This is a genomic window from Streptomyces hilarionis (assembly GCF_024539675.1).
In the GTDB taxonomy this organism is placed as follows: domain Bacteria; phylum Actinomycetota; class Actinomycetes; order Streptomycetales; family Streptomycetaceae; genus Streptomyces; species Streptomyces hilarionis.
The window spans coordinates 1-26552 of the sequence record NZ_JAHHIT010000133.1 but is presented as its reverse complement, the minus strand read 5'-3'; the positions used below and the strand labels follow the sequence as shown (position 1 = coordinate 26552).

Below are 26552 nucleotides of genomic sequence, written 5' to 3'. Positions count from 1 at the left end.
CCCGTACCCCCACCCCGTGTCCCCCGTGAGAAGTGGGACGCCTCCGGCGAGCCCACCGCACGACCCCCGTGCGCGCTGCCGTGCCGTGTCGCGTCGTGGCCTCCCCCGGCGGCCGGCGTCCCGACTGCCGGTCCCCCCGTTGCTGCTCCCCCGGTCCGCCGGTCCCCCGACCGGCGTGCCCGACCGCCCGGCTGCCGAACCCCCTTCGGCGACCGGGCCGTCGGCTCAGTTCTGGTGGGACTGGTAGTGCGCGACCGCGTCGGACGTCCGGCCCGCGCCGTACACCCGGAGGAACTCTGCCAGTTCGGGGTGGGTCGGGGCGAGGGTGTCGGCGGCCTCGATGATGTCGCCGGCGGCGGACACCGAGCGCAGCAGGGACTGGATCTCGCGGACCACCCGCTTGACCGTGGGCGCTCCCGAACTGTTCGTCGTGTGTGTGGTGTTGCTGAGCACCGAACCCCCCTGGGAGCGCTTGATCTCGTCCATGCGCTCGGTCGCCTCGGCGGCGCTGACGCTGCCGTCCGCGACCTGCGCCGCCAACTCCTGAAGCAGTTGCACCCGCTGCACCACGGCCGGGTTGCCGATCTTCGCCCGCTGACCGCTCATCAGCTGGGACAGCATCGGCGCCGACAGTCCCAGCACCCCCGCGAGACGAGCCTGGTTGAGACCAAGATCGTCGATGAGCTTACGGAAGAGCGCCCCCAGCGGCTCCCCGTACCAGTTCCGCTGCAGTTCCCGCGCTCTCGCGGTCGCTTCCTGCTGTGCGGCGTCCATTGCGTCTCCCCATCGCTTCCCCAGAAACGCGGTTCGCTGTAGCGAACCGCGTTTCTGCATTTTACGGAGAGTGGTCATCCGCGGGGACCCCCCATCTTTTTGCGAGATACCCCGGGTGACCCGGTACTCTGGTCTGCGGCGCCCGCCGGTACGAGATCTGCACCGGCCGGACGCCCTGTAGAGGGGCCTTAGCTCAGTTGGTAGAGCGCTGTCTTTGCATGGCAGATGTCAGGGGTTCGACTCCCCTAGGCTCCACACGAAGAAGACCCCTCCTACCTGCGCGAACGCAGGGGGAGGGGTCTTCGGCGTGACAGGGGCGGGGTGCGGGGACCGCGTCGCCGTCCGTGCCGTGGGGCGCCCGGCGGCGGCCGGTCAGGCGCGGTCGTCGCGATGCGCGGCCTCCTCCTCGGCCTGCTTGGCCTGTACCTCGGGGTCCAGGACGGACGGTTCGTCGCTTCCGTCCACGGCGGTCAGACCGCCGGAGGCGGGGACCTCCGTGGCCGCGGGCGGCTCGACGAGCCAGTCCGGGTTGGCCTGCTTGTCCCACCACTTCCAGGCCGCGAAAGCGCCGCCGGCGACCAGGCCGATGACGGCGAGGGACTTGGCGAGCCGGCCCGCCTTCGCCCGACGCCGGTGCTTGCGCACCAGCTTCTCGATCTCCTTCGGCGTCACCTGACCGCGCAGGGCGGCCAGAGCGGCGGCGCCCCGGGCGGCGGCCTCGTCCTTCACGGGTCCGGCCGCGGCGACCGCCTGTTCGATCCGCGGTCGGGAGTAGTCGGCGGCCTGCCGTGCGGCCAGCCGCGTACGGGCGGCCGCTTCCTGCGCGGCATGGTCGACCTTCGGCGGGACGTGCGTCTTCGCTTGCTCCAGGCGCGGGGCGACGTGGGCGTCATACTGCACGCGGGCCTGTTCGGCGGCCTGCGACACCTTGGGCGCGAGCCGTACGCGGGCCTCATGCGCGTAAAGCGCGGCCCGCTCCTTGGCCGTGTCGGCGTAGGGCGCCACCACTTCCGCGGCGTGCAGCACGCTGTCCTTCGCCGAGCCGGTCGCGGCGCGCACGCTGTCGATGCGGGTCACGTGTTCCTCCTCCTCGGTGGCGTACGGTATTTCGACTTTCCACCCTTTTCCGGATCATGCCTGCCGACGGCCTACTCGGCATGTGTGGACGGGCATCCGGGTGCTGATCATGGGCGAATCGTGGGCGGACGGCATCTGATAGGGGCTGTATTCGGATCGTATCGGGGGCAATGCCGACGAAGCATCGAACGAACGACAAAGCCGACGATGCCACGGATCGGCCCCGACCGCTCCCGTCCCGGGCGACTCGGGCGCATTTCCGTACCCGATCCGTCGGTTCCGGTCCCGGAGCGAGCCGTCCGCGGCCGCCCGCCGGCGGCCGTGCGAGGATCGGGGCGTCACAGGAACGACGGAAGGCAGATCGTGGCCGAGCAGCTGTACGCCACCCTGAAGACCAACCACGGCGACATCGAGATCCGGCTCTTCCCGGACCACACCCCGAAGACGGTGAAGAACTTCGTCGAACTCGCCACCGGCGAGCGGGCGTGGGTCAACCCCGAGACGGGTGCGAAGTCCACGGACAAGCTGTACGACGGCACGGTCTTCCACCGAGTGATCAGCGGATTCATGATCCAGGGCGGGGACCCGCTCGGCAACGGCACCGGCGGCCCCGGCTACCAGTTCGAGGACGAGTTCCACCCGGACCTGCGCTTCGACCGCCCCTACCTGCTGGCCATGGCCAACGCCGGGCCGGGCACCAACGGCTCGCAGTTCTTCCTCACCGTCTCGCCCACGGCCTGGCTGACCCGCAAGCACACCATCTTCGGCGAGGTCACCGACCCGGCGAGCCAGAAGGTCGTGGACGCCATCGCCGCCACCCCGACCAACCCGCGCACCGACCGCCCGCTGAAGGACGTCGTCATCGAGTCGGTCGTCGTCGAGACCCGCCAGGTCTGAGCGCGCCACGGCGGGAGCCGCCGGAGCGGCGACCCCGGGAACCATGCGCCCTGCTCGTCCGTAAGGATGGGCAGGGCGGTTTCCTTTCCGATCCGATCCGATGTCCCTTCCGATCCGATCCCTTTCCGACCGTGCCGCCCCGCACGACTCATCTGGGGGAGCCCATGGACCAGGCGCCTGGCAGCCGGCAGGACGACGCGCACAACGGCCTGCCCGTCTGCTACCGGCACCCCGACCGGGAGACCGGCGTGCGGTGCACCCGCTGCGATCGTCCGATCTGCCCCGCGTGCATGGTCAGCGCCTCCGTCGGCTTCCAGTGCCCGACCTGCGTCCGCGAGGGCTCCGGCACCGGACACGCGCCCGACGCCTCGCGGCCCCGCACCGTGGCGGGGGGCACGATCGCCGCCGACCCCCATCTGGTCACCAAGATCCTGGTCGGCCTCAACCTCGCGCTGTTCGTGGTGCAGCAGGTCGTCGGCGACAGCTTCACGGAACGCTTCGAGCTGATCGGCCGGGCGTTCGTGCCGACCATCGGCTTCGGCGCGCTCCAGGGCGTGGCCGAAGGCCAGTGGTACCGGCTGCTGACCTCGATGTTCCTGCACCTGAGCTATATCCACATCCTGTCGAACATGCTCAGCCTGTGGTGGATCGGCGGTCCGCTGGAGCGGGCTCTCGGCCGGAGCCGGTACCTCGCGCTGTACCTGGTGTCCGGTCTGGCCGGCAGCGCGCTGACCTACCTGATCTCCGCCCCCAACGAGGCGTCGCTCGGCGCCTCCGGGGCCATCTTCGGCCTGTTCGGGGCGCTCGTCGTGCTGGTGCGCCGGCAGCGGTACGACATGCGGCCGGTCATCGCCCTGCTGGTCATCAACCTGGTCATCACGTTCGGCTGGGCCGGGATCGCCTGGCAGGCGCACGTCGGCGGCCTGGTCGCGGGTCTGGTCGTCGGCTCCGCCATGGTCTACGCCCCGCGCGAGCGCCGTGCGCTCATCCAGTACGGGGCGTGCGCGCTGATGCTGGCGGCCGTCCTGGTCGTCACGCTCCTGAGAACGGCTCAGCTCACCTGAGCGCTTCGTTGTCCACAGTCTGTGGCGAATCTTGTGCACAACGTGCGGGAACGACCGCGCCCCCTGACCCTGACCGGTATTCGTGCAGGTCAGGCAGGGGGCGAACAGTCATTCGAGTGAAGGTGGCGGCCGGTACTTCCTTCACACCGGCGTCAACCTTCGATGAGTTATCCACAGATCGTCTTTCTTTTCCCCAGACTGCTGTGGATAACTCAGTGGATAACCGTGGGCAGAGCTGGTCGCGCTACTTCCACTGGGTGGAGACGCCGAAGCCGGCGGCGATGAACCCGAAGCCCACGACGATGTTCCAGTTGTCCAGCTGGTCGATGGGCAGCGAGCCGTCGGTGACGTAGAAGACCACGATCCAGGCCAGTCCGATGAGGAACATGGCCAGCATCACGGGCGCGACCCAGGCACGGCTGTTGAGCTTGATCGCGGTCGCCTGCTTCGCCGGCGGCGGCGTGTAGTCGGCCTTCTTGCGGATACGTGACTTCGGCACGAGGGTCTCTCCTGTCGATGCGCTGCGTGGCCGCGCAGGTGCTGGGTCGGGCTCGGGGGCTGTGTACTAGGGGACTGAGAGGCTCCCCCGGGCGTCCGTTAGCGTAGTGCTTCTACGGCGCTGAAGGAGATAAGGGTACGTTGAGCAATTCTGCCGACTCCCCCCGGACGGGATCAACGGGTTCCACCCCGGATCCCGCCCCCGTTTCCCCTTCCGCCCCCTCGCCCGCCCCCTCGGGGGAGCGCCGGGGCGGCTTCCGGCCCGTGCGCGTGCTCACCGTGGGCGTCTTCGCCCTCGCGGGGCTGCTCTTCTTCACCAGCTTCACCACCGCCAAGGGCACGAACATCCGCACCGACGCCTCCTTGCTGAAGCTGTCCGACCTCATCCAGGAGCGCAGCCAGAAGAACGGCGAGCTGGACGAGACGAACGGCGCGCTGCGCGACGAGGTCGAGTCCCTCGCCGAGGCCGACGACGGCAGCACGAAGGCGCAGGACGACAAGCTCGCCGGCCTCGAGAAGAACGCGGGCACCCAGAAGCTCAAGGGCAAGGCCATCACCGTCACGCTCAACGACGCTCCGCCGAACGCCACCGCCAAGCTTCCGGGGTATCCGGAGCCGCAGCCCGACTACCTGGTCATCCACCAGCAGGACCTCCAGGCGGTGGTGAACGCGCTCTGGCAGGGCGGGGCCCAGGGCATCAAGGTCATGGACCAGCGGCTGATCTCCACCAGTGCGGTGCGCTGCGTCGGGAACACCCTGATCCTCCAGGGCCGGGTCTACTCGCCGCCGTACAAGATCCAGGCGGTCGGCGATCCGCAGAAGCTTCAGCGGGCGCTCGCCGAGGCGCCGTCGATCCAGAACTACATGGTCTACGTGAACGTCTACGGGCTCGGCTGGAAAGTCACCGAGGACGGCACGGTGACTCTGCCGGGCTACTCGGGCACAGTGGATCTGCACTACGCCAAGCCTGTGGAGTAGTCGAGCGACGGCCGCCGGGGGGCGCCTGTGTCGGTGCGGGTCATCGTCAGGACGTTCAGCGAGCTGTGCATCACCGTCGGGGCCGTCATCGTCCTCTTCGTCGTCTACGTGCTGTTCTGGACCGGGGTGCGGGCCGAACGGGCGATGGACGACCAGATCGACGTGCTGCACGACCAGTGGGCCCGGCAGGGCCGGGGGGCCGGCCCCAGCGCGAGCCCCGGCTCCGGGGCCGGGGCGGCCGTGCCCGCGGCGCCGTACCGGGACGGCCGGCCCTTCGCGGTGATGTACATCCCGAGGCTCGGTTTCACGTGGAACAAGCCGGTGCTGGAGGGGACGGCGACCGGCACCCTGAAGAAGGGGCTGGGGCACTACCGGGGGACCGCGCGGCTGGGAGAGACCGGCAACTTCTCCGTCGCGGGCCACCGCCGGACCTACGGCGACCCTTTCAAGGACTTCCCCGAGCTCAGGCGGGGGGACGCCGTGGTGCTGACGGACGGCGCCACCTGGTTCACGTATCGGATCGACAAAGGCCCCTACAAAACCGTGCCCTCGGACGTCGAGGTGATCGACGCTGTGCCACGTAAGTCGGGGTATACGCGTCCGGGCCGGTATCTGACGCTGACGACGTGCGATCCGGAATGGGGGCACAGTCACCGGCTGATCGTCTGGGCGCACCTGGACTCCACACAGCCCGTGGAGGCAGGCGAACCGAGGGCCCTGCGCCGTTAGTCTGGTGGCGTACGGCGTGAGTCAGGTGCCGTGGTGCGACGGAAGGGACGGCATGTACGGCTGGATCTGGCGGCATCTGCCGGGAAACGCGTGGGTGAAGGCGCTGATCTCGATCATGCTGGTCGTGGCCGTGGTGTACGCGCTGTTCCAGTACGTCTTCCCGTGGGCCGAACCGCTGCTTCCCTTCAACGATGTGACGGTGGACAACCAGTGAGCGCGCGCATTCTCGTCGTCGACAACTACGACAGCTTCGTCTTCAACCTGGTCCAGTACCTGTACCAGCTGGGCGCCGAGTGCGAGGTCCTGCGCAACGACGAGGTGTCCACCTCCCACGCCCAGGACGGGTTCGACGGCGTGCTCCTCTCGCCCGGCCCGGGCACGCCCGAGGAGGCCGGCGTCTGCGTCGAGATGGTGCGCCACTGCGCGGCCACCGGGGTCCCCGTCTTCGGGGTCTGCCTGGGCATGCAGTCGATGCAGGTGGCCTACGGCGGAGTGGTGGACCGCGCGCCGGAGCTGCTGCACGGCAAGACCTCGCCGGTGGAGCACGAGGGGCGGGGCGTCTTCGCGGGGCTGCCCAGCCCGTTCACCGCGACGCGCTACCACTCGCTGGCCGCCGAACCGGGGACGGTGCCGGCCGAGCTCGAGGTGACCGCCCGCACGCAGGACGGGATCATCATGGGGCTGCGCCACCGTGAACTTCCCGTCGAGGGCGTCCAGTTCCACCCGGAGTCGGTGCTGACCGAGCACGGGCACCGGATGCTTGCCAACTGGCTGACGGAGTGCGGTGACCAGGGCGCCGTGGCGAGGTCGGCGGGGCTCGCCCCGGTGGTGGGCAGGGCCACGGCGTGACCGCGCTGCGTCGCGAGCGCGAGGACTCGTACGGCGCCGCGTCGTACGAGTCCTTCGGCGGTGACCGCCGTGCGGGAGCGGGGCAGGGCGCAGGGCAGGGGCCGGTACGGGGATCGGGGCAGTCGTACGGGCCTCCGGTCGACGACGAGACGGTCGCGTTGCGGATACCGCCGGCGTCGGCGTTCGGCGGCGGCCCCATATCCGCTCCTGGCGCCTCGGCGGGCGCCCAGGCCCCTGGAACTCCGGCGGGCGGACGCGCGGCCCGCAGGAAGGCCGCCAAGGGTCGTCACGGCCGTCACGGGGGTCACGCGGGTCACGACGCGCCTCCCGGGGCGCAGGACGGGCCGGACGTTCCGCCTCCGTCGCAGGACGAGCGGCCGCTGTCGCGCGTCGAGGCCCGGCGCCGCCAGCGGGCCCGCAAGCCGAGCGCGGCGGTCGTCGTCAGCCGGGCGATCGGCGAGGTGTTCATCACCACGGGTGTGCTGATGCTGCTGTTCGTCACCTACCAGCTGTGGTGGACGAACGTGCGGGCCCACGCGCAGGCGGACAAGGAGGCCAGCAGCCTCCAGGACGACTGGGCCAGCGGGAAGGGCGCCCCCGGGGTGTTCTCGCCCGGGCAGGGCTTCGCCATCCTGCACATTCCCAAGCTGGACGTGGTGGTGCCGATCGCCGAGGGCGTGAGCAACAAGAAGGTGCTCGACAAGGGGATGGTCGGGCACTACGGCGAGGGCGCGCTGACGACGGCGATGCCGGAGGCGAAGAGCGGCAACTTCGGCCTCGCGGGCCACCGCAACACGCACGGCGAGCCGTTCCGGTACATCAACCGCCTCCAGGCGGGCGACGACATCGTCGTCGAGACGCAGGACGAGTACTTCGTCTACAAGATGGCGTCCTCGCTGCCGGTGACCGCGCCGAGCAACACGAGCGTGCTCGATCCGGTCCCGCCGGGCTCCGGGTTCACCGGGCCGGGCCGGTACATCACGCTCACGACCTGCACGCCGGAGTTCACCAGCAAGTACCGGCTGATCGTCTGGGGCAAGATGGTCGAGGAGCGGCCGCGGAGCAAGGGAAAGCCGGACGCGCTCGTCGAGTAGGCGTGTGGACCGGGTGGCGTGCCGTGGGTGCGCAGGCAGTCGAGTAGGGGCGGATTGAACGTGGCAGCGACCACCGGCGGCACCGATCACGAAGAGCGCGCGCGTGTGGACGCGCCTCCGCCCGGGCCGCGGCGCCGGGGAGGCGGCCGGATCGCGTTCGCCGTCAGCGTCTTCGGTGAACTCCTCATCACGGCGGGCCTGGTGCTCGGCCTGTTCGTCGTCTACTCCCTGTGGTGGACCAACGTCGTCGCCGACCGGCACGCGCACCGGCAGGGCGACAAGGTGCGCGACGGCTGGGCGCGGCAGGACAGCGGTCCCGGCGCGCTGGACACGGGGGACGGCATCGGCTTCCTGCACGTGCCCGCGATGAGCAACGGTGAGGTGCTGGTCGAGAAGGGCACCTCGTCGAAGGTCCTCAACGAGGGCGTCGCCGGCTACTACACCGATCCCGTCAAGGCGGCCCTGCCGACGAGCGGCAGGACGGGCAACTTCGCGCTCGCCGCGCACCGCGACGGCCACGGTGCGAAGTTCCACAACATCGACAAGCTGGAGAAGGGCGACCCGATCGTCTTCGAGACGAAGGACGACTGGTACGTCTACAAGGTGTTCGCGATCCTGCCGGAGACCTCGAAGTACAACGTCGAGGTCCTCGGCGCCATCCCGAAGGAGTCCGGCACGAAGAAGGCCGGGCACTACATCACGCTGACGACCTGCACGCCGGTCTACACGAGCCGCTACCGGTACGTGGTCTGGGGCGAGCTCGTGCGGGTGGAGAAGGTCGACGCGGACCGCACCCCGCCGAAGGAACTGGGCTGACCCGGCCGCTCCCGCCGGGAGGGTCCGCCCCTCCTCCTCCGCCTCCTCCTGGGCGCCGGCGTCTTCCCGCCGGGTGACGCGAGCGGGCCCTGCCGGATGCTTCCGGCAGGGCCCGCTGCGGTGCGTCGTCGCGGGACGGTCAGCCGCCGCCTCCGCCGAAGAAACCGCCTCCGTTGTTGCCGCCGTTGCCGCCGTTCTTGATGGCGATCAGGTTGACGGCCTGGCCCTTGTTGACGGTGCTGCCGGGGGCCGGGTCCGAGCTGATCACCTGGGCGTCGTCGTCCTGGGAGCCGGCGATGTTGCCGACGTTCAGGCCGGCGTCCTGGAGGGCCTTCTTGGCGTCCTTCAGGCTCATGCCCTGGAGGTTGCCGGGGACCTGCACCTGCTCCGGCTGGGTGCTCTTGCCGATCTGGATCTGGACGGTGGAGCCCTTGTCGGCCTGGGAACCGATGGACGGGACGGTCTGGACGACCTTGCCGACCTGGTTCTGGTCCTGGGTGTCGACCTCGACGCAGTTGCCCTTGAGGTCGTTCTGCTCCATCTGGGCCTTCGCCTCGTCGCAGCTCTTGTTGGAGACGTCCGGGACGGTCGCCTTCTCCTCGGCCTTGGCGATGGTGAGGGTGATGGTGGTGCCCTTCTCCACCTCGTCGCCGAACTTGGGGTTCTGCTTGAGGACGGTGCCCTCCGGCTCCGACGACACCTCCTGCTTGGTGTCGACCTGGAACTGGTACTTGTCGCCCTCCAGGAGCGACTTCGCCTCGTCCAGGCTCTTGCCGAGGACCGTCGGCACGACGACCTTGGGCGCGCCCGTCGACACGACGAGGTTGACGGTGTCGCCCTTGTTGACGTCCTTGCCGGCCGCCGGGTCCTGCGAGCAGATGTTGCCCTTGGCGGTGCTCTCGCAGGGCTTCTGGGTGAACACCGGCTTGAGGTCGGTGTTCTTGGCCATCGTCTCGGCCACGGCCCGCGTCTTGTTGACGAAGTTCGGGGCGGGGAAGGGCTTGGCGCCGGCGCCGTCGCCGCTGAACACCCACTTGCCGATCAGGATCGCGCCGACGAGGACCAGGACCGCCGCGAGGACCAGCAGGATCGTCGAGGTGTTCGACTTCTTCTGGCGGCGGCGGTCGGGGCGGTCGTCGTAGCCGTAGCCGCCGTCGTCCGGGTTCATGGGCGGCAGCATCGACGTGGCGCCGGCGTCGGCGCGCATGGCGGTGGTCGCCTGGTCGTCGCCGTAACCGCCGTAGCCGACCGAGCCCATCGCCGCGGTCGCGCCCACCGGCTGGCCGTCGAGGCAGGCCTCGATGTCGAGCCGCATCTCGTCGGCCGACTGGTATCGGTAGTTCGGGTCCTTGACCAGCGCCTTGAGGACGATGGCGTCCATCTCGGGGGTGATCTCGGGGTCGAAGACGCTCGGCGGCTGCGGTTCCTCGCGCACGTGCTGGTAGGCCACCGCGACCGGGGAGTCCCCGACGAAGGGCGGCCGGACCGTCAGCAGCTCGTAGAGCAGGCAGCCCGTCGAGTAGAGGTCGGAGCGGGCGTCGACCTGCTCGCCCTTCGCCTGCTCGGGGGAGAGGTACTGGGCGGTGCCGATGACCGCGGACGTCTGCGTCATCGTCATGCCGGAGTCGCCCATGGCGCGGGCGATGCCGAAGTCCATGACCTTGACCTGGCCGTTGCGCGTCAGCATGACGTTCGCGGGCTTGATGTCGCGGTGGACGATGCCGGCTCTGTGCGAGTACTCCAGGGCCTGGAGGATGCCGATGGTCATCTCCAGCGTCCGCTCCGGCAGCAGCTTGCGGCCGGAGTGGAGCAGCTCGCGGAGCGTGGACCCGTCGACGTACTCCATGACGATGTACGGGATCGAGACCCCGTCGATGTAGTCCTCGCCCGTGTCGTAGACCGCGACGATCGCGGGGTGGTTGAGCGAGGCGGCAGACTGGGCCTCCCGGCGGAACCGGGCCTGGAAGGAAGGGTCGCGCGCGAGGTCCGCGCGCAGCGTCTTCACCGCCACGGTGCGGCCGAGGCGGGTGTCATGCGCGAGGTAGACCTCCGCCATGCCACCACGACCGAGCACGTGGCCCAGCTCGTACCGGCCGCCGAGGCGACGCGGCTCTTCCATAGCTACCTACCAGCCCTCTCCGTCGGTCCCGACCGGCACACGTGTGCGGTCGGAGGCTGCCGTCCGGGCATACCGTACCCGGACGGAGCTGTGTGACCTGGCCAAGCCCGTCACCCGATACAGGACCGGTATCGCAACGTGCACCGATGTGTAGGCGACGTGATGGGGGTCACTTCTTGCTGTTGATGACTGCCTTCATCACGTCCCGGGCGATCGGACCGGCCAGACCGCCGCCGGTGATGTCGCCGCGGTCGGCGGCGCCGTCCTCGACGACCACGGCGACCGCGACCGGTGCGCTGCCGTCGGACACCTTGGCGTACGAGATGAACCAGGCGTACGGCTTCTCACTGTTGTTGAGGCCGTGCTGGGCGGTGCCGGTCTTGCCGCCGACCTTGACGCCGTCGATCCGGGCCTTGCCGCCGGTGCCCTGCGGGTCGTTGACGACGGTCTCCATCATCTCCTGGAGCGCCTGAGCGGTCTTCGAGGAGACGGGCTGGGAGAGCTGCTGCGGCTCGGTCGTCTCCAGGGTGTCCAGGTTGGGGGCCTTGAGCTGGTCGACCATGTACGGCTTCATCAGCTTGCCGTCGTTGGCGACCGCGGAGGCGACCATGGCCATCTGGAGCGGGGTGGCGCGGTTGGAGCCCTGTCCGATGCCGTCGAGGGCGTTCTGCGGCGGGTTGTCCTTGGGGAAGATCGACTCGGCGGCGCGCACCGGGGTGTCGAGCTCGGCCTCGTTGAAGCCGAACTTCTCGGCCTGCTCGATCATCTTCTCGTTGCCGACGTTGTCGGCCATCTTCGCGAAGACGGTGTTGCAGGACACCATGAGCGCGTAGCGCAGGCTGGCGTTCTCGCACGCGCCGTGCTCGTTGGTGAGCTTGCTGGAGGACTGCGGCAGCGGGAACGGGTCGGGGGTCTTGGTCTTCGCGTCGATGCCGGAGACCTCGCCGTTCTCCAGCGCGGCGGCGGCGGTGACGACCTTGAAGGTGGAGCCCGGGGGGTAGGTCTCGCGCAGGGCCCGGTTGAGCATGGGGTCGTCGGGGTCGTTCTTCTTCTGGACCTTCGTCCACGCTTCGGCGTCGGCGTCGGAGGAACCGGCGAACTTCGAGGGGTCGTAGGACGGGGTGGAGACGAGTGCCAGGATCTTGCCGGTGGACGGTTCGATCGCGGCGACCGCGCCCTTCTTGCGGCCCAGGCCCTCGTAGGCGGCCTTCTGCGCGGCGGGGTTGAGGGTGGTGATGACGCTGCCGCCCTCCTTCTCCTTGCCCGTGATCATGTCCAGGGTGTTGCGGAAGAACAGCCGGTCGTCGTTGCCGCTGAGGATGCCGTCCTCCAGCCGCTCCAGCTGGTTGGCGCCGAAGGCCTGCGAGGAGTAGCCGGTGACCGGGGCCCACATCGCGCCGTTGGTCCAGGTGCGCTTGTACTTGTAGTCGCCGGTGGTCTCGACCGAGCCGGTGATGGCCTTGCCGTCGACGATGATGTTGCCGCGCGGGGTGGAGTAGCGCGTGATGTTGACGCGGCGGTTCTTGGTGTCGCTGGCGAGGCTGTCGGCCTTGACGTATTGCAGGTAGTTGTCGCGCAGCAGCAGGGTCAGGACGAGCAGGCCGCAGAAGATCGCGATCCGGCGCAGGGGCTTGTTCATGACGGGCGGACCACCTGGGTCATCTCGGCGTCGGGGTTCGAGGCGGGTGCGGGCGCCGGGCGGCGCGCGGTGTCGCTGATCCTGATCAGGATGCCGATCAGGGCCCAGTTGGCGATGACGGAGGAGCCGCCGTAGGCGAGGAAGGGCATCGTCATGCCGGTGAGCGGGATGAGGCCCATCACACCGCCGGCGACGACGAAGACCTGGAGCGCGAAGGCGCCGGAGAGGCCGATCGCGAGCAGCTTGCCGAAGGGGTCGCGGGCGGCGAGGGCGGTGCGCACGCCGCGCTCGGCGATCAGGCCGTACAGCAGCAGGAGCGCCATGATGCCGGCGAGGCCGAGCTCCTCACCGAAGGTGGCGAGGATGAAGTCGGAGTTGGCGGCGAACCGGATGAGCTCGGAGTGGCCCTGGCCCCAGCCGGTGCCCAGCGTGCCGCCGGAGCCGAACGCCCACAGCGCCTGCATGGCCTGCTCGGAGTGGATGCCGGGGGCGCCGGACTGGCTGAGCTTGTACTCGCGCATCGGGTCGAGCCAGGCCTGCACACGCTGCTGGACGTGGCTCTCGAAGCTGGCCACGCCGACGGCGCCGGCCGCGGACATCAGCAGACCGAAGACGATCCAGCTGGTCCGCTCGGTGGCGACGTACAGCATGATCACGAACATGCCGAAGAACAGCAGCGAGGTGCCGAGGTCGGTCTCGAAGACCAGGATCAGGATCGAGATGAGCCAGACGACGATGATCGGGCCGAGGTCGCGGCCGCGCGGCAGGTACAGCCCGAGGACGCGGCGACTGGCGAGGGCGAGCGCGTCGCGCTTCACCATCAGGTAGCCGGCGAAGAAGATCGCCAGGACGATCTTGGCGAACTCACCGGGCTGGATGGAGAAACCGGCGACCGAGATCCAGATCTTCGCGCCGTAGATGTTCTGGCCGAGGCCGGGGACGAGCGGCAGGAGCAGCAGCAGGACCGCGCCGACCATGGAGATGTAGGTGTAGCGCTGTAGGACGCGGTGGTCCTTGAGGAAGATCAGCACGACGACGAACAGGGCGATGCCCAGGGCCGTGTAGAGCAGCTGCCGCGGCGCGGCCGTGCCGGCCTGGTGGATCTGCTTGAGCAGTTTGGACTGGTCGAGGCGCCAGATCGCGACGAGCCCGAGCCCGTTGAGCAGGGTGGCCACGGGCAGCAGCAGGGGATCGGCGTAGGGCGCGAACTTGCGGACGACGAGGTGGGCCACGCCGGCCAGCAGTCCGAGGCCGAGGCCGTAGCTGAGGAGGCCGGAGGGCACCTGCTCGTTGATGGCAAGGCCCACGTTGGCGTAGGCGAAGACCGGGATGACGACGGCGAACACGAGCAGCGCGAGCTCGGTGTTGCGCCGGCTCGGGGTGCCGATCGAGCCGATCGTGGACGTGTGGTGCGTCGGCGAGTTGGTTGTACTGCTCATCGTGTGACGGGGCCTCTCACGGCTTGCCTACTGCTCACCGCACCGCGAGACGACCTTCTGCTCCTCCTCCGACAGGCTCGGGCCGGGGGTGGGAGTGGGAGTCGCGGGTGCGGTCGGGGACGCGGTTGCCGAGGGGCTCGGCGATGCCTTGGACGTGAGGGAGACGGGGGTGGTTCCCGTGGTGGCGCCCGTCTGGCCCTCTGCGGTCTTCGAGCCGGTCTTCGAGCCGGTCTTGGACGAGGTCGCGGAGCCGGTCTTGGACCCGGTGGCGCCCGCGGCCGCGGTGCCGGCCTGCTTCTTGCAGGCGGAGGCCTGGACGGCCAGCTCGTCGACCTTCTTGCGGGCGTTGGACAGGTCGCCCTCGGCGATCGTGGCCTCCACCAGCTTGCGCTGGTACTCGGGGAGGTACTTGAGTTCGATCTCGGGGTGGTCCTTCTCGACCTTCGAGAGCGACACCCATGCCAGGTCCTGGCTGATGCCCCGGTACAGCGCGACGTGTTCGCCCTTGGTGCCGACGTAGTACTGCGTCTGGGTCCAGCGGTAGCCGCCGTACAGCCCGCCGCCGATGACGGCGAGGGCGAGGACGCCGTAGAAGGATCTCTTCAGCCACCGCCGGCCCTTGCGCGGCTTGATGAAGTCGTCGTCGGTGTAGTCGCCGAAGCCGTCGGTGGGGATGAAGCCGGTGATGTCGCTGCCGGAGCCGGGCGGGCCGAACTCGCCGCCCCCGCCGTGTCCCTGCTGCCGCCGGCCGAGGCCGGAGGCGCGGCCGGCGGGGGTCTGCATGATGTTGTTGTCGTGCTGCTGGAGCTGGTTCTCGGCGACGGCGCCGACCACGACCGGGGTGTCGGACAGCTGGCCTGCGAGGGTGTCCCCGGTGTCCAGGTCGAGGACGTCGGCGACGATCACGGTGATGTTGTCGGGGCCGCCGCCGCGCAGGGCGAGCTGGATCAGCTCCTGCACGGTCTCCTGCGGGCCCTGGTAGCTGGCGAGGGTGTCCTCGAGCGTCTGGTGGGAGACGACGCCGGACAGACCGTCGGAGCAGATCAGGTAGCGGTCGCCGGCGCGGACCTCACGGATCGACAGGTCCGGCTCGACGTGCTCGCCGCTGCCCAGCGCCCGCATCAGCAGGGACCGCTGGGGGTGGGTGGTGGCCTCTTCCTCGGTGATGCGGCCCTCGTCGACGAGGCGCTGCACCCAGGTGTGGTCCTGCGTGATCTGGGTGAGGACGCCGTCGCGCAACAGGTAGGCGCGCGAGTCGCCGACGTGGACGAGGCCGAGGCGCTGGCCCGTCCACAGCAGGGCGGTCAGGGTCGTCCCCATGCCTTCGAGCTGGGGGTCTTCCTCGACCAGGGCGCGCAGCTGGTCGTTGGCGCGCTGGACGGCGGTGCCGAGCGAGGTGAGGACGTCGGAGCCGGGGACGTCGTCGTCGAGGGCGACGATGGTGGAGATGGCCTCGGAGGAGGCGACCTCACCGGCGGCGGCGCCGCCCATGCCGTCGGCGATGGCGAGCAGACGCGGACCGGCGTAACCGGAGTCCTCGTTGCCTTCCCGGATCATGCCCTTGTGCGATCCGGCGGCGAAGCGCAGTGACAGACTCATGCGCACCTCGCCCGTCGGCCCCGGGTACAGCCGGTCGTGTCGAGCCACACTGCCCACCCTCCGGTCGGGAGCACACCGGGGCCCTGGGTGCCGGCCGCCGCCGCGTGCTCGCTCCGCTCGCGCTCACTCATGATGTAGCACTACTTCCGAAGCTCGATGACGGTCTTGCCGATACGGATCGGCGCACCCAGCGGGATCGGTGTGGGAGTCGTCAGTCGCGATCGGTCCAGATACGTGCCGTTGGTGGAGCCCAGGTCCTCGACGATCCACTGGCCGTCGCGGTCCGGGTAGATCCTGGCATGGCGGCTGGAGGCGTAGTCGTCGTCCAGCACGATCGTGCTGTCGTGCGCCCGGCCCAGGGTGATGGTCTGGCCCTGGAGGGCGACGGTCGTGCCGGTGAGGGTGCCCTCGGACACGACCAGCTTCGTCGGTGCGTTGCGGCGCGTGCGGCCGGCGGCGGCCGGCTGCTGGCGCTGCTGCGGGGGCGCCTGCTGGCGCTGGGCCTGTTGCTGGGCCCGTCCCGCCTCTCGGCGCGCGCCGCGCTGGGTGACACGCGTACCGAAGAGGTCGCTGCGGATGACCTGCACGGCCACGATCACGAACAGCCACAGTACGGCCAGGAAACCCAGCCGCATGACCGTGAGGGTCAGCTCTGACATTGCCCCCGCTTCACCCTTCGGCTTGCCGGTAAATGATGGTGGTGCTGCCCACGACGATCCGCGAGCCGTCGCGGAGCGTAGCGCGGGTGGTGTGCTGCCCGTCCACCACGATGCCGTTGGTGGAACCGAGATCCTGGATCGTCGAGGGCGAACCGGTCCGGATCTCGCAGTGCCGGCGGGAGACGCCGGGGTCGTCGATCCGCACGTCGGCCTCGGTGCTGCGGCCCAGCACGAGTGTCGCGCGGGAGATCTGGTGGCGGGTGCCGTTGATCTCGATCCAGTGGCGGGTGCGGGAGCCGGGCTGGGGAGCTCCGGCCAGTCCCGCGCCGGCTGCGCCGGGGCGCTGGGCGCCGGCGGCGGGCGGGTAGCCGTAGCTGCCGGGCCGGGCGCCGGGGGCGCCGGGCGGCGGGGCGGACGGCATGGGCGGAGCGGCCGCTCCGGCCGCGCCGGGGTAGGCGCCGCCCGGGCGGGGCCGGCCGCCCGCGGGCGCGTCGTCCGCCTGGCTGGTGGAGGACGCGAGCGTACGGCTGCGCACCCGGTACAGCCCGGTGTCGAGGTCGTCGGCCTTCTCCAGGTGGACCTTGATCGGCCCCATGAAGGTGTAGCGCTGCTGCTTGGCGTAGTCGCGCACCATGCCGGCGAGTTCGTCGCCGAGCTGGCCGGAGTAGGGGCTGAGCCGCTCGTAGTCGGGCGTGCTCAGTTCCACGATGAAGTCGTTGGGGACGACCGTGCGGTCGCGGTTCCAGATGGTGGCGTTGTTGTCGCACTCGCGCTGGAGCGCGCCGGCGATCTCCACGGGCTGGACCTCGGACTTGAAGACCTTGGCGAAGGTGCCGTTGACCAGACCCTCGAGACGCTGCTCGAACTTCTTCAGGACTCCCATGGGGCACCTCCTCCGTAGTGGCTTCCGTCCCGAACCGTGCTGCTTACCTGGTACTGCTTACTGATCGTATCCACGCGCCGGTGAATCGGCTGGTTCCCCCTGTCGGCCCCGTCGACGGGTGTCGACGCCCTCTCGCTCACCTGCTTCTCCCACTCGCTGCTGCCCAGGATCGTAGAGGCGGCCGTGGACCAGTGTCCCGCACCTGGCTGTGCTCCTCGTCCGGCTCCTGGGGAGACGGCCGCCATAGGTACGAGGTTGATACGTGAACCAGTCACTGCCGAGACGTACGAGGCCGCGGACGGGTCCCCACCTGCTCCCTGCCCGCCACAAAGGGATGTGAACGCACCCTGGACCGCGTGCTAATGTTCTGCATGTCGGAAGGCGGCGGGCCGAAAAGCCCACAAACCTGAAGACACACCCAATGCGCGGGTGGCGGAATAGGCAGACGCGCTGGATTCAGGTTCCAGTGCCCGCAAGGGCGTGGGGGTTCAACTCCCCCCTCGCGCACCAGCCGAAAGCCCCGTAGGTCTCCGACCTACGGGGCTTTCGCATGTCCCGGAGCATTCGTCGCCGGGGAGTCCGATCGGGAGTCCGAGCGGACGGGCGTCGGAGGGCGTGAGCGCGGCGCCGACGCGGACGATGGTTGCTCACCGTGTGTGAGGAACATCTCAGGGTCGTGGTCGGTGGGGGCGCGGGTGCGGGGGTGGTCGTGTTTCACGTGAAACATCCCGCTTCCGGCAGCCCGGAGCAACCGGTGCCTCCGGGGTATGACGGGTCCCCCGTCCGCGGCTGTACGGTCTGCACGAGTTGATGTTCGGCGCGCCGGATGCGGCGGGCGTACGTGTGCGGGGGAGGCGGTCATGGCGACCGAGGCCGAGGATGCAGGGACCGGAACGGGCGAGGCGCGCAGGCTTCCCCGGGTGCGAGGGTTCGCCGAGTGGCCCGTCGGCCGTCCCGCAGGGGCGGGGCGGGACGAGGCTCCCTTGTCGCCCAAGGCGGAGGGGCGGCAACTGCGTCACCGCGTGCCGCGGTCGGCGCACGCCGAACTGGTCCTGGACGCCGACCGGCCGGACGCGGTGGCGGCCGTCGAGGAGTCCGGCCTGGGCCGGATCCCGGAGCTCACGCCGATAAGGGTCGGCCGGATGGCGGCGACCCCGTTCGCCTTCCTGCGCGGCTCCGCCGGCCTCATGGCCTACGACCTGGCCCGCACCCCCATGACCGGCGTGCGCGCCCAGATCTGCGGCGACGCCCACGCCGCCAACTTCGGCCTGTACGGCGACGCCCGGGGCGGTCTGGTCATCGACCTCAACGACTTCGACGAGACGGTCGAGGGTCCCTGGGAGTGGGACCTCAAGCGGCTCGCCGCCTCCCTGGTGCTCGCGGGCCGGGAGGCCGGCGCCGACGAGGACACCTGCCGCCGGGCGGCGCACGGCGCGGCCGGTTCCTACCGGCGCACCATGCGGCTGCTGGCCAAGCTCCCGGTGCTGGACGCGTGGAACGCCATCGCCGACGAGGAACTGGTCTCCCACGCCGACGCCCATGATCTGCTCGGCACTCTGGAGCGGGTGTCGGAGAAGGCACGGGCCAACACCAGCGGACGGTTCGCGGCCAGGTCGACCGAGGCGACGCAGGACGGCGGCCGGCGGTTCGTCGACGCGGCGCCGGTGCTGCGCCGGGTCCCGGACGCGGAGGCCCACGCGGTGGCCGCCTCCCTGGAGCACTACCTGACCACCTTGTCCGAGGACCGTCATCCCCTGCTGGCCCGTCACGCGGTGCACGACGTCGCCTTCCGCATCGTCGGCACGGGCAGCGTGGGCACGCGGTCGTACGTGGTCCTGCTGCTGGACCACCGGGGCGAGCCGCTGATCCTTCAGGTCAAGGAGGCCCGTGCGTCGGCGCTGGTCCCGCACCTGGCGGCCGCCGGCTTCGAGACGCCCGAGGTGGACCACGAGGGCCGGCGCGTGGTGCTCGGCCAGAAGCGCATGCAGGTCGTCAGCGACATCCTGCTGGGCTGGACGACGGTCGAGGGACGCCCCTTCCAGGTGCGGCAGTTCCGCAACCGCAAGGGCAGCGTGGACCCGGCCGCGCTCGCCGCCGACCAGGTCGACGACTACGGCCGGATGACCGGCGCCCTGCTGGCCCGTGCCCACTCCCACAGCGCCGACCCGCGCGTGATCGCCGGCTACTGCGGCAAGAACGAGGAACTCGACGAGGCGATCGCCGCGTTCGCCGTGGCCTACGCCGACCGTACCGAGGCGGACCACACGGATCTGGTCGCGGCGGTCCGGGCCGGGAGGATCGCGGCGGAGACGGGGGTCTGAGCCGCGCCGCACGCCACGACGTCGCCCGCCGGCACCGCGCTGCCGCACCGCGGACGCGGGTGCCCGGCGGGGCTCCGGCGGGGGCCCGGCGAGGGCCCGCACCGCGTGACCGGGCTGCCCGGCAGGGGGCCGGCCGGGGGCTCGCCCGGCGGGATCCGCCGGACAGGCCCTAGGCTGGCCGGGTGACGACCCCCGAAGCTGAGCAGCCCCGGCCCGAGGCACGGCTGGAGCAGGCCGTGCGGGCCGCCGAGCAGGCGTTGATCGAGTTCGAGATCGCGGTGGAGACCTTCCGCGTCGAGGTCGAGAACTTCTCGCGGCTCCACCACCAGAAACTCGGTCCCATGTACGCCCGGCTCGACGAGCTGGAAGCGCAGATCGCCGAGGCCCGGGCAGCCCGCACCGGCGACCCCGAGGACGCGCGCAAGGCCGCCGAGGCGCGGGCCCGGGTGCTGCCGATGCCCGGGGTGGAGGAGCTGTTCCACGGCTGGATGGACGACGAGGGGCTCTTCCCGGAGGCCGTGGCGATGCTCACGGACCAGTCGGTGCGGCCCCCCGAGCGGGTCCGGCCCAGCGAGGAGGCCCGCAAGCTCTACCGCGAGCTGGCCCGCAAGGCCCACCCCGACCTGGCCCAGGAGGACGACGAGCGGGCCCGGCGCGAGGAGTTCATCACCCGCGTCAACGCCGCCTACGCGCGCGGCGACGAAGCCCTGTTGCGCGAGCTGGCGGAGGAGTGGGCGGCCGGCCCCGCCCCCGCCGAACGCGCCCCGAGCCCCAGCGAGGAGCTCTACGCGCGGCTCGAGTGGCTCGCCCAGCGCAAGGAACTGCTCACGCTGGTCGCCCGCGAACTCGAGGACGGCGCGATCGGCTCGATGCTCCGCATGGCTCCGGACGACCCGGACCGTCTCCTGGACGAGATCGCCGAGAAGCTGCTCGCCGACGTCGCCGCCCGCGAGGCGGAGCTGGCCGAGCTGGTCGGCTAGCGCCCTCGTGCCGCGCCCCCGGTCGGGTAGCGTCGGGGCCATGAGTTTCGGAGCTGGTGTGCCCACGGTCGAGGTCGGGGACCTCAAGGACGACGACTTCCTGCTGGACGTCCGCGAGGACGACGAATGGCAGGCGGGGCACGCGGAGGGGGCGCTGCACCTGCCCCTCAGCGAGTTCGTCGCCCGCTACGGCGAACTGACCGAGGCCGCTCCCCAGGACGGGCGGATCCATGTGATCTGCCGCTCCGGCGGTCGCTCGGCCCAGGTCACCATGTACCTCGCGCAGCAGGGCATCGACGCCGTCAACGTCGACGGCGGCATGCAGACCTGGGCCGCCACGGGCCGCCCGGTCGTCACGGACGCGGGCGAGCCGGGCTTCGTCCTCTAGGACCCGCCCGAGTGCCTGAACGCGGGCCGCCGGGGGTCGGCCGAGGCCGGGCCGGAGGGCGGCCGTCGGTCGGTCGATTGGTCGGTCGGTCGGTCGTGAGGGTGGCCGAGGGGCGGCGGGCCGCGGGTCAGCCGAGGGGGTGGGCGGCGAGCAGGTCGCCGAGGGCCTCCTCGTGGGCGGCGGCCGGACCCAGTGACAGTTCCAGGTGCTTGGCCCAGGCGTGGTAGCGGTGCAGCGGGTAGTCGACGTCGGCCCCGAAGCCGCCGTGCAGATGCTGCGCGGTCTGCACGATCCGCCGGACGCCGTCCGAGGCCCAGATCTTGGCCACGGCGACGTCTCCCGCAGCGGGCAGGGCGCCCGGCGCCCCGGAGGCGATCCGCCACGCGGCCTGCCACAGCGTGACCTCCATCGCGCGCAGGTCGATGTAGCGGTCGGCGGTCTGCACGGCGACCGCCTGGAAGCTGGCGACGGGGTGACCGAACTGCTCGCGCTTGCTCGTGTAGTCGCCGGTCATCCGCAGCACGCGCTCGCCCAGCCCGAGCGCCAGCGCACACGTCCCCGTGGCGAGCAGGGCGCGCAGACGCTCCCACGCGCCATCGGCGGTGATGACGTCCCTGGCGGGGATCCACGCCGATTCCAGGCGCAGTTCGCCGAGCCGTTCGCCGGTGGTGGAGATCTGTTCGGCGAGCACGACTCCCCGGTGCTCGCGCGGCACCAGGGCGAGGATGGCGCGGTCGTCCCCGGTGTGGGCCGGTACGAGGACGAAGTCGGCGTCGTACGCCCACGGCACGGCCGTCTGCACGCCCTCCAGCACCCACACGCCCTCGCCCGGGCCGCCGTCGGAACCGGTGGTGGCGCCGCCGCCGTTCTCCAGCCGGGCGCCGACGGCGAGTTCGGCCGGGTCGTGGCCGGTGCGGCCGTTGCCGGCGACCGTCAGGACGATCTCTCCCCGCCCCGCCCGGGCGAGCAGAGCGGCCCGTGCCTGCGGACCGCCGTGGGACTGTACGGCGGCCAGGGCGGCACTGTGCTCCAGCAGCGGTACCCGCGCCAGCACCTTGGCCGACTCGCGCAACGCCAGGCAGAGCGCGACCGCGTCGAGGCCTGCGCCGCCGTACTCCTCGTCCAGCAACAGGCTCAGCAGGTCCGCCGCCGCGAGCCGCTCCCACAGCGCGCGGTCGAAGGAGTCGGCCACGGCGCCCCTGGTGAGCGCGGGGCTCGGCACACCGTCGGGGGCTACCCCCGCGAACACCCCCCGCGCCGCCTCGGCCGCTGCCTGCTGCTCCTCGGTGAAGGTGAAGTCCACGGCCTGTCCTCCCGACGGGTCAGCTGATCTGACGGGTCGTCAAGATAGAACAGGTTCTAGAAGAAGGGAACGGGCGGTCGCTCAGCGGTCGAAGTCCACCTCCACCGCCTCCGTCACCGGGTGGGACTGGCAGGCCAGCACGTATCCCGCATCCGTCTCCTCGGGCTCCAGCGCGAAGTTGCGGTCCATGCGGACCTCGCCGGAGACCAGGAAGGCCCGGCAGGTGCCGCACACCCCGCCCTTGCAGGCGTAGGGCGCGTCGGGGCGGTTGCGCAGCACCGTCTCCAGGACCGACTCCCCGTCCCGCACGGGCCAGCTGCCGCCGCGGCCGTCGAGCCGGGCGGTCACGGTGCTGTGGGCCGGGGCGGCCGGGTGCGTCGGCGGCGGTGCGACGTCGACGTGGAAGATCTCCTCGTGGATCCGGGACCGCTCGACTCCCAGCTCGCGCAGCGCCTGTTCCGCGCCCTGGACGAGCCCGAACGGCCCGCACAGGAACCATCCGGCCACCTGGCCCACGGGCAGCAGCGAGGGCAGCAGTGCGGTCAGCCGCTCCCGGTCCAGCCGGCCGGAGGGGAGCCCTGCCTGCTGTTCCTCGCGGGAGAGCGCGGTGACCAGCTGGAGGCGCTCGGGGAAGCGGTCCTTCAGGTCGGCGAGCTCTTCGAGGAACATCGTCGAGGCTGCCGTCCGGTCGCTGCGCAGGAGGCAGAAGCGGGCGGAGGGCTCACGGGCCAGCAGCGTGGCGACGATCGACAGCACCGGAGTGATGCCGCTGCCGCCGACGACCGCGGCGTAGAGCCCGGGTGCGGGATCGAGGGTGAAGCGGCCCGCGGGAGTCATCACGTCGAGCTCGTCGCCGACGCCGATCTCCTTCATCGCGTACGTCGAGAAGGCGCCCCCCTCGACCAGCCGCACGCCCACCTTCAGGGTGCCGGGCCCCGGGCCGCCCGGATCGGGCGCGGGCGAGCAGATCGAGTACGTCCGCCGGACCTCGACCCCGTCGGCGGGGCCGGCCGGGTCGGCGGCGTCCGTTCTTCCGGGGACCCGGCGCAGGGCGAGGTGCTGTCCCGCGGCGTGGCGGAACTCCTCGCGCAGCGCCTCGGGGACCGCGAAGGTCAGGGCGACGGAGTCGTCCGTGAGGCGGTCCACCGCGGCCACGCGGAGCGGGTGGAAACGCGCCATCACAGCTCCTTGAAGTGGTCGAAGGGTTCACGGCAGGCCAGGCAGCGACGCAGCGCCTTGCAGGCGGTGGAGGAGAAGCGGCTCAGCAGCTCGGTGTCGGCGGAGCCGCAGAGCGGGCAGCGGACCGGGTCCGGTGCGGCGGACGTGCCGTCGGAGGGCCGGGCGGATCGGTCGGGGGCGTCGGAGCGGCCGGACCGGGTGGGGCCGAGCTCCAGCGGCACCGGCCCCGGGTCGCGCACCGTCCGCGGCGGCGCTATGCCGAACTCCCGCAGCTTGCGGCGCCCTTCGGCCGAGATGTCGTCGGTCGACCAGGCGGGTGCGAGCACGGTGCGCACCGTCACCTCGCGCACCCCGTGCGCGTGCAGCGCCCGTTCGATGTCGAGGGACATCGCCTCGATCGCGGGACAGCCGGTGTAGGTGGGGGTCAGCTCCACCTCGACGGCGTCCGCGTGACGCAGGCGCACCGCGCGCACCACACCGAGTTCCTGGAGGGTGAGCACGGGAAGTTCGGGGTCGGGCACGGAACCGGCGACCTCGAACAGCTCCGCCTCCAGAGCGGTGGGCGTCACCATGTCGCACCCGGGTGGCTGCGGTGCAGGTGCTGCATCTCGGCGAGCATCCGGCCGAACGACTCGGTGTGCAGGCCCTCGCGGCCCGCTCCGGCGGTCCACGCTCCGGTGCGCGGCCCCTCGGGCAGCGTCAGACCGGCCCGTCCCAGGATGCCGCCGACCGACTCCAGCCAAGCTGCTTCCAGGCCGGCCGGGTCGACGTGGAGGCCGTCCACGGGACGGAACAGCTCGCCGGTGAACCGCCACAGGGCCGTGCAGGCACGCCGCATGCGCTCATGGCTGGCCTCGGTGCCGTCCCCGAGCCGCAGCGCCCACTGCTCGGCGTGGTCGCGGTGGTAGGCGACCTCCTTGACGGCCTTGGCGGCGAGCCCCGCGAAGGGGCTTCGCCCGGTCGCCAGGCGGTCGTACAGCAGGTGCTGGTACGTGGAGAAGTACAGCTGGCGGACGATGGTGTGGGCGAAGTCGCCGTTGGGCTGCTCGACCAACTGGACGTTCCTGAAGGCGCGTTCCTCGCGCAGATAGGCCAACTCGTCCTCGTCGCCCGCCATCGACAGCAGGATCCGGGCCTGGCCGAGCAGGTCGAGGGCGATGTTGCCGAGCGCGACCTCCTCCTCCAGGACGGGCGCGTGGCCCATCCACTCCCCCAGACGGTGCGAGAGCACCAGGGCGTCGTCGCCCAGGGCGAGGGCGGCGGCGGTGTGCGTCGCGCCGGTCGTGTGCGCCGCGGTGGGCGCGGGTGCTTCGTGCGTCACAGGTGCTTCACCCCCTCCGGGATCTCGTAGAACGTCGGGTGGCGGTAGGGCTTGTCGGCGGCCGGCTCGAAGAACGGGTCCTTCTCGTCCGGCGAGGAGGCCGTGATCGCCGCGGACGGCACGACCCAGAGGGAGACGCCCTCACCGCGGCGGGTGTACAGGTCGCGGGCGTTGCGCAGGGCGAACTCGGCGTCCGGCGCGTGCAGGCTGCCGGCGTGGGTGTGGGAGAGGCCGCGCCGGGAGCGCACGAAGACCTCCCACAGGGGCCAGTCGGTGTCGGTCATGCCTGCTCCACTTCCGTCCTGGGGCTGTGCTTGGCCGCGTAGGCCGCGGCTGCCTCACGCACCCACGCGCCCTCGTCGTGTGCCTGGGTGCGCTGGGTGATGCGCTGTTCGTTGCACGGTCCGTTGCCCTTGAGGACCTCCTTGAACTCGGTCCAGTCGATCGGGCCGAAATCGTAGTGGCCCTGCTCCTCGTTCCACCGCAGGTCCGGGTCGGGGAGCGTCAGGCCGAGCGACTCCGCCTGCGGGACGCAGATGTCGACGAAGCGCCGGCGCAGTTCGTCGTTGGAGTGGCGCTTGATCTTCCAGGCCATCGACTGCGCGGAGTGCGCGGACTCGTCGTCGGGCGGGCCGAACATCATGAGCGACGGCCACCACCAGCGGTCCACCGCGTCCTGGGCCATCGCGTGCTGCTCGGGGGTGCCGCGGCTGAGGGCCAGCAGGAGTTCGTAGCCCTGGCGCTGGTGGAACGACTCCTCCTTGCAGACCCGGACCATGGCCCGCGCGTACGGGCCGTAGGAGCAGCGGCACAGGGGGACCTGGTTGGTGATCGCGGCGCCGTCCACCAGCCAGCCGATCGCGCCGACGTCCGCCCAGGTCAGCGTCGGGTAGTTGAAGATCGACGAGTACTTCTGGCGGCCGGTGTGCAGCTTGTCCAGCAGGTCGTCCCGGCTGGCGCCGAGGGTTTCGGCCGCGCTGTACAGGTAGAGCCCGTGGCCCGCCTCGTCCTGCACCTTCGCCATGAGGATGGCCTTGCGCCGCAGGGAGGGCGCGCGGGTGATCCAGTTGGCCTCCGGCTGCATGCCGATGATCTCGGAGTGGGCGTGCTGGGCGATCTGGCGCACCAGCGTCGCGCGGTAGGCGTCGGGCATCCAGTCGCGTGGCTCGATGCGCTCGTCGGCGGCGACGGTGGCGTCGAAGACGCGCTGGTACGCCTCGTCGGAGCCGGCGCCGCCCTGTTGCCCGGCGTGCCCGTGTGTGCGGGCCGTCTGGTGCGCGGCTGCTGTCGCCATGCGGTCCCCCTTGACCTAGGGCCTCGGCTGGAAGCCGCGGCCTCGGCTCTGCCCGAGCCTTCTCCCGACCGATCGTTCGGTCCGTGCGATTCCATGGTGGGACGGCCGTCGTATGGTGTCAACCGCTGTGGATAACCTGCGGGCGTCCCCTGTGGACAACTGCTTCGCTCCCGGCTCGTGTCCGGCGCCGCCGGGGGGAGGGCTGCGCCGAACGGGTGATGCTGAGTAGCGTTCGCGATTGCGCGACGCAGTCGAGGACGACGGGGATCGGGGAGACGGGGCGGAATGGACGCGTACGACGGAGGCTCCGGCGCTCCACAGGGCCGCGGCAGAGCGGAAGAAACGCGGCCGCCCGGCGCCGAGGGCGCCCTTTCCGACCGCGCCCTGCCCGACAGCGCGCCGCCCGCGGGCGCCGCGCTGCCCGGCCCGCGATCGGAGCTCCCGGGCTCCGAGGGCGGGCCGCGTGCCGAGTCCGGCCACGCCGCGGGGGGCGGCTCCGACGCCGACGCCCCCGAGGCGGATGGGCCTGGGGCGGGCACCTCTGAAGCGGGTGGGCCTGGGGCGGGTACTTCCGAGGCGGGTCGGCCCGAGGCGGGCGTTTCCGAGGCGGGCGATTTCGAGGCCGGTGGCCCGCAGGCCCCCGCCCCCGCCC

Annotated in this window: 26 protein-coding genes and 2 tRNA genes; 13 read left to right on the top strand and 15 right to left on the bottom strand. The window is 71.1% G+C overall.

Annotated features, from left to right (window positions below):
• Positions 1-225: 225 nt before the first annotated feature.
• On the bottom strand, positions 226-774 hold the full coding sequence (locus KMS84_RS28455) for a helix-turn-helix domain-containing protein (RefSeq protein WP_256919322.1): 549 nt from the start codon (positions 772-774) through the stop codon (positions 226-228).
• Between the two features lie 182 nt (positions 775-956).
• Here KMS84_RS28455 and KMS84_RS28450 point away from each other — a divergent pair.
• Positions 957-1029 (top strand) — tRNA-Ala (locus KMS84_RS28450).
• 117 nt (positions 1030-1146) lie between these two features.
• Here the strand turns inward: KMS84_RS28450 and KMS84_RS28445 are convergent.
• Positions 1147-1851, bottom strand: a complete 705-nt coding sequence (locus tag KMS84_RS28445; RefSeq protein WP_256919321.1) for a DUF5324 family protein — start codon at positions 1849-1851, stop codon at positions 1147-1149.
• Positions 1852-2214: 363 nt separating this feature from the next.
• Between KMS84_RS28445 and KMS84_RS28440 the strand changes: the two genes are divergently transcribed.
• Together KMS84_RS28440 and KMS84_RS28435 are read left to right on the top strand one after the other, a co-directional pair.
• Positions 2215-2748, top strand: a complete 534-nt coding sequence (locus KMS84_RS28440) for a peptidylprolyl isomerase (protein ID WP_256919320.1) — start codon at positions 2215-2217, stop codon at positions 2746-2748.
• Positions 2749-2912: 164 nt separating this feature from the next.
• Positions 2913-3812, top strand: coding sequence for a rhomboid family intramembrane serine protease (locus tag KMS84_RS28435; RefSeq protein ID WP_256919319.1), 900 nt, complete (start codon positions 2913-2915; stop codon positions 3810-3812).
• 244 nt (positions 3813-4056) lie between these two features.
• Here the strand turns inward: KMS84_RS28435 and crgA are convergent, their stop codons facing one another.
• Positions 4057-4311 carry a cell division protein CrgA gene (gene crgA, locus KMS84_RS28430; RefSeq protein ID WP_069769324.1) on the bottom strand — a complete coding sequence of 85 codons (255 nt, stop codon included), beginning with the start codon at positions 4309-4311 and terminating at the stop codon, positions 4057-4059.
• Between the two features lie 140 nt (positions 4312-4451).
• On the opposite strand from crgA, the gene KMS84_RS28425 reads away from it, so the two are divergent.
• From KMS84_RS28425 to KMS84_RS28400, 6 genes are read left to right on the top strand one after another with little or no spacing between them, the layout of a single operon-like run.
• Positions 4452-5288 carry a DUF881 domain-containing protein gene (locus KMS84_RS28425; RefSeq protein ID WP_256919318.1) on the top strand — a complete coding sequence of 279 codons (837 nt, stop codon included), beginning with the start codon at positions 4452-4454 and terminating at the stop codon, positions 5286-5288.
• Positions 5289-5321: 33 nt separating this feature from the next.
• Positions 5322-6017, top strand: coding sequence for a class E sortase (locus KMS84_RS28420; protein WP_256919324.1), 696 nt, complete (start codon positions 5322-5324; stop codon positions 6015-6017).
• Between the two features lie 16 nt (positions 6018-6033).
• On the top strand, positions 6034-6231 hold the full coding sequence (locus KMS84_RS28415) for a hypothetical protein (RefSeq protein ID WP_256912138.1): 198 nt from the start codon (positions 6034-6036) through the stop codon (positions 6229-6231).
• On the top strand, positions 6228-6866 hold the full coding sequence (locus tag KMS84_RS28410; protein WP_256919317.1) for an aminodeoxychorismate/anthranilate synthase component II: 639 nt from the start codon (positions 6228-6230) through the stop codon (positions 6864-6866). The genes KMS84_RS28415 and KMS84_RS28410 overlap by 4 nt, the downstream gene beginning before the upstream one ends.
• Entirely contained in the window at positions 6863-7960 is a 1098-nt protein-coding gene (locus KMS84_RS28405) for a class E sortase (RefSeq protein WP_256919316.1), read from the top strand. The genes KMS84_RS28410 and KMS84_RS28405 overlap by 4 nt, the downstream gene beginning before the upstream one ends.
• A gap of 54 nt (positions 7961-8014) precedes the next feature.
• Positions 8015-8776, top strand: coding sequence for a class E sortase (locus KMS84_RS28400; RefSeq protein WP_285894070.1), 762 nt, complete (start codon positions 8015-8017; stop codon positions 8774-8776).
• 139 nt (positions 8777-8915) lie between these two features.
• Here KMS84_RS28400 and pknB read toward each other — a convergent pair whose 3' ends face one another.
• The 6 genes from pknB to KMS84_RS28370 all read right to left on the bottom strand — a co-directional run bounded on the left by pknB (position 8916) and on the right by KMS84_RS28370 (position 17114).
• On the bottom strand, positions 8916-10895 hold the full coding sequence (gene pknB / locus KMS84_RS28395) for a Stk1 family PASTA domain-containing Ser/Thr kinase (protein ID WP_256919314.1): 1980 nt from the start codon (positions 10893-10895) through the stop codon (positions 8916-8918).
• A gap of 169 nt (positions 10896-11064) precedes the next feature.
• Positions 11065-12534: a peptidoglycan D,D-transpeptidase FtsI family protein gene (locus KMS84_RS28390; protein ID WP_256919313.1), complete on the bottom strand. Its 1470-nt coding sequence runs from the start codon at positions 12532-12534 to the stop codon at positions 11065-11067.
• A complete protein-coding gene (locus tag KMS84_RS28385; protein ID WP_256919312.1) occupies positions 12531-13973 on the bottom strand; it encodes an FtsW/RodA/SpoVE family cell cycle protein in 1443 nt (480 codons plus the stop codon). Before KMS84_RS28385 ends, KMS84_RS28390 begins: the two co-directional genes overlap by 4 nt.
• 27 nt (positions 13974-14000) lie before the next feature.
• Positions 14001-15572, bottom strand: coding sequence for a Stp1/IreP family PP2C-type Ser/Thr phosphatase (locus KMS84_RS28380; RefSeq protein ID WP_256919311.1), 1572 nt, complete (start codon positions 15570-15572; stop codon positions 14001-14003).
• Between the two features lie 140 nt (positions 15573-15712).
• Positions 15713-16231, bottom strand: a complete 519-nt coding sequence (locus KMS84_RS28375) for an FHA domain-containing protein FhaB/FipA (protein ID WP_256919310.1) — start codon at positions 16229-16231, stop codon at positions 15713-15715.
• Between the two features lie 10 nt (positions 16232-16241).
• Positions 16242-17114, bottom strand: a complete 873-nt coding sequence (locus KMS84_RS28370; protein WP_256919309.1) for an FHA domain-containing protein — start codon at positions 17112-17114, stop codon at positions 16242-16244.
• Positions 17115-17537: 423 nt separating this feature from the next.
• On the opposite strand from KMS84_RS28370, the gene KMS84_RS28365 reads away from it, so the two are divergent.
• The 4 genes from KMS84_RS28365 to KMS84_RS28350 all read left to right on the top strand — a co-directional run bounded on the left by KMS84_RS28365 (position 17538) and on the right by KMS84_RS28350 (position 20803).
• Positions 17538-17624: transfer RNA gene (locus KMS84_RS28365), tRNA-Leu, on the top strand.
• 350 nt (positions 17625-17974) lie between these two features.
• On the top strand, positions 17975-19435 hold the full coding sequence (locus KMS84_RS28360) for a DUF2252 domain-containing protein (protein ID WP_256919308.1): 1461 nt from the start codon (positions 17975-17977) through the stop codon (positions 19433-19435).
• Between the two features lie 182 nt (positions 19436-19617).
• The gene (locus KMS84_RS28355) at positions 19618-20415 is read left to right on the top strand and encodes a J domain-containing protein (RefSeq protein ID WP_256919307.1); all 798 of its coding nucleotides are present in this window, start codon (positions 19618-19620) and stop codon (positions 20413-20415) included.
• A gap of 58 nt (positions 20416-20473) precedes the next feature.
• Positions 20474-20803: a rhodanese-like domain-containing protein gene (locus KMS84_RS28350; protein ID WP_256919323.1), complete on the top strand. Its 330-nt coding sequence runs from the start codon at positions 20474-20476 to the stop codon at positions 20801-20803.
• A 127-nt stretch (positions 20804-20930) separates the two neighbouring features.
• Here KMS84_RS28350 and KMS84_RS28345 read toward each other — a convergent pair whose 3' ends face one another.
• From KMS84_RS28345 to paaA, 6 genes are all read right to left on the bottom strand, one after another.
• The gene (locus KMS84_RS28345) at positions 20931-22106 is read right to left on the bottom strand and encodes an acyl-CoA dehydrogenase family protein (protein ID WP_256919306.1); all 1176 of its coding nucleotides are present in this window, start codon (positions 22104-22106) and stop codon (positions 20931-20933) included.
• An 81-nt stretch (positions 22107-22187) separates the two neighbouring features.
• A complete protein-coding gene (locus tag KMS84_RS28340; protein WP_256919305.1) occupies positions 22188-23285 on the bottom strand; it encodes a 2Fe-2S iron-sulfur cluster-binding protein in 1098 nt (365 codons plus the stop codon).
• Positions 23285-23857: a 1,2-phenylacetyl-CoA epoxidase subunit PaaD gene (paaD, locus tag KMS84_RS28335; RefSeq protein ID WP_256919304.1), complete on the bottom strand. Its 573-nt coding sequence runs from the start codon at positions 23855-23857 to the stop codon at positions 23285-23287. Before paaD ends, KMS84_RS28340 begins: the two co-directional genes overlap by 1 nt.
• A complete protein-coding gene (gene paaC, locus KMS84_RS28330) occupies positions 23851-24606 on the bottom strand; it encodes a 1,2-phenylacetyl-CoA epoxidase subunit PaaC (RefSeq protein WP_256919303.1) in 756 nt (251 codons plus the stop codon). The genes paaD and paaC overlap by 7 nt, the downstream gene beginning before the upstream one ends.
• A complete protein-coding gene (gene paaB / locus KMS84_RS28325; RefSeq protein ID WP_256919302.1) occupies positions 24603-24890 on the bottom strand; it encodes a 1,2-phenylacetyl-CoA epoxidase subunit PaaB in 288 nt (95 codons plus the stop codon). The genes paaC and paaB overlap by 4 nt, the downstream gene beginning before the upstream one ends.
• Positions 24887-25900 carry a 1,2-phenylacetyl-CoA epoxidase subunit PaaA gene (gene paaA / locus KMS84_RS28320; protein ID WP_256919301.1) on the bottom strand — a complete coding sequence of 338 codons (1014 nt, stop codon included), beginning with the start codon at positions 25898-25900 and terminating at the stop codon, positions 24887-24889. Before paaA ends, paaB begins: the two co-directional genes overlap by 4 nt.
• Positions 25901-26552 lie beyond the last annotated feature (652 nt).

Coding starts and splice junctions, on each gene's coding strand:
- paaD (WP_256919304.1), bottom strand. CDS start 23,857: ATGGTGACGCCCACCGCTCTGGAGGCGGAGCTGTTCGAGGTCGCCGGT.
- KMS84_RS28380 (WP_256919311.1), bottom strand. CDS start 15,572: ATGAGTCTGTCACTGCGCTTCGCCGCCGGATCGCACAAGGGCATGATC.
- KMS84_RS28455 (WP_256919322.1), bottom strand. CDS start 774: ATGGACGCCGCACAGCAGGAAGCGACCGCGAGAGCGCGGGAACTGCAG.
- KMS84_RS28375 (WP_256919310.1), bottom strand. CDS start 16,231: ATGTCAGAGCTGACCCTCACGGTCATGCGGCTGGGTTTCCTGGCCGTA.
- KMS84_RS28340 (WP_256919305.1), bottom strand. CDS start 23,285: ATGGCGCGTTTCCACCCGCTCCGCGTGGCCGCGGTGGACCGCCTCACG.
- KMS84_RS28390 (WP_256919313.1), bottom strand. CDS start 12,534: ATGAACAAGCCCCTGCGCCGGATCGCGATCTTCTGCGGCCTGCTCGTC.
- KMS84_RS28360 (WP_256919308.1), top strand. CDS start 17,975: ATGGCGACCGAGGCCGAGGATGCAGGGACCGGAACGGGCGAGGCGCGC.
- KMS84_RS28385 (WP_256919312.1), bottom strand. CDS start 13,973: ATGAGCAGTACAACCAACTCGCCGACGCACCACACGTCCACGATCGGC.
- KMS84_RS28370 (WP_256919309.1), bottom strand. CDS start 17,114: ATGGGAGTCCTGAAGAAGTTCGAGCAGCGTCTCGAGGGTCTGGTCAAC.
- KMS84_RS28435 (WP_256919319.1), top strand. CDS start 2,913: ATGGACCAGGCGCCTGGCAGCCGGCAGGACGACGCGCACAACGGCCTG.
- pknB (WP_256919314.1), bottom strand. CDS start 10,895: ATGGAAGAGCCGCGTCGCCTCGGCGGCCGGTACGAGCTGGGCCACGTG.
- paaB (WP_256919302.1), bottom strand. CDS start 24,890: ATGACCGACACCGACTGGCCCCTGTGGGAGGTCTTCGTGCGCTCCCGG.
- paaA (WP_256919301.1), bottom strand. CDS start 25,900: ATGGCGACAGCAGCCGCGCACCAGACGGCCCGCACACACGGGCACGCC.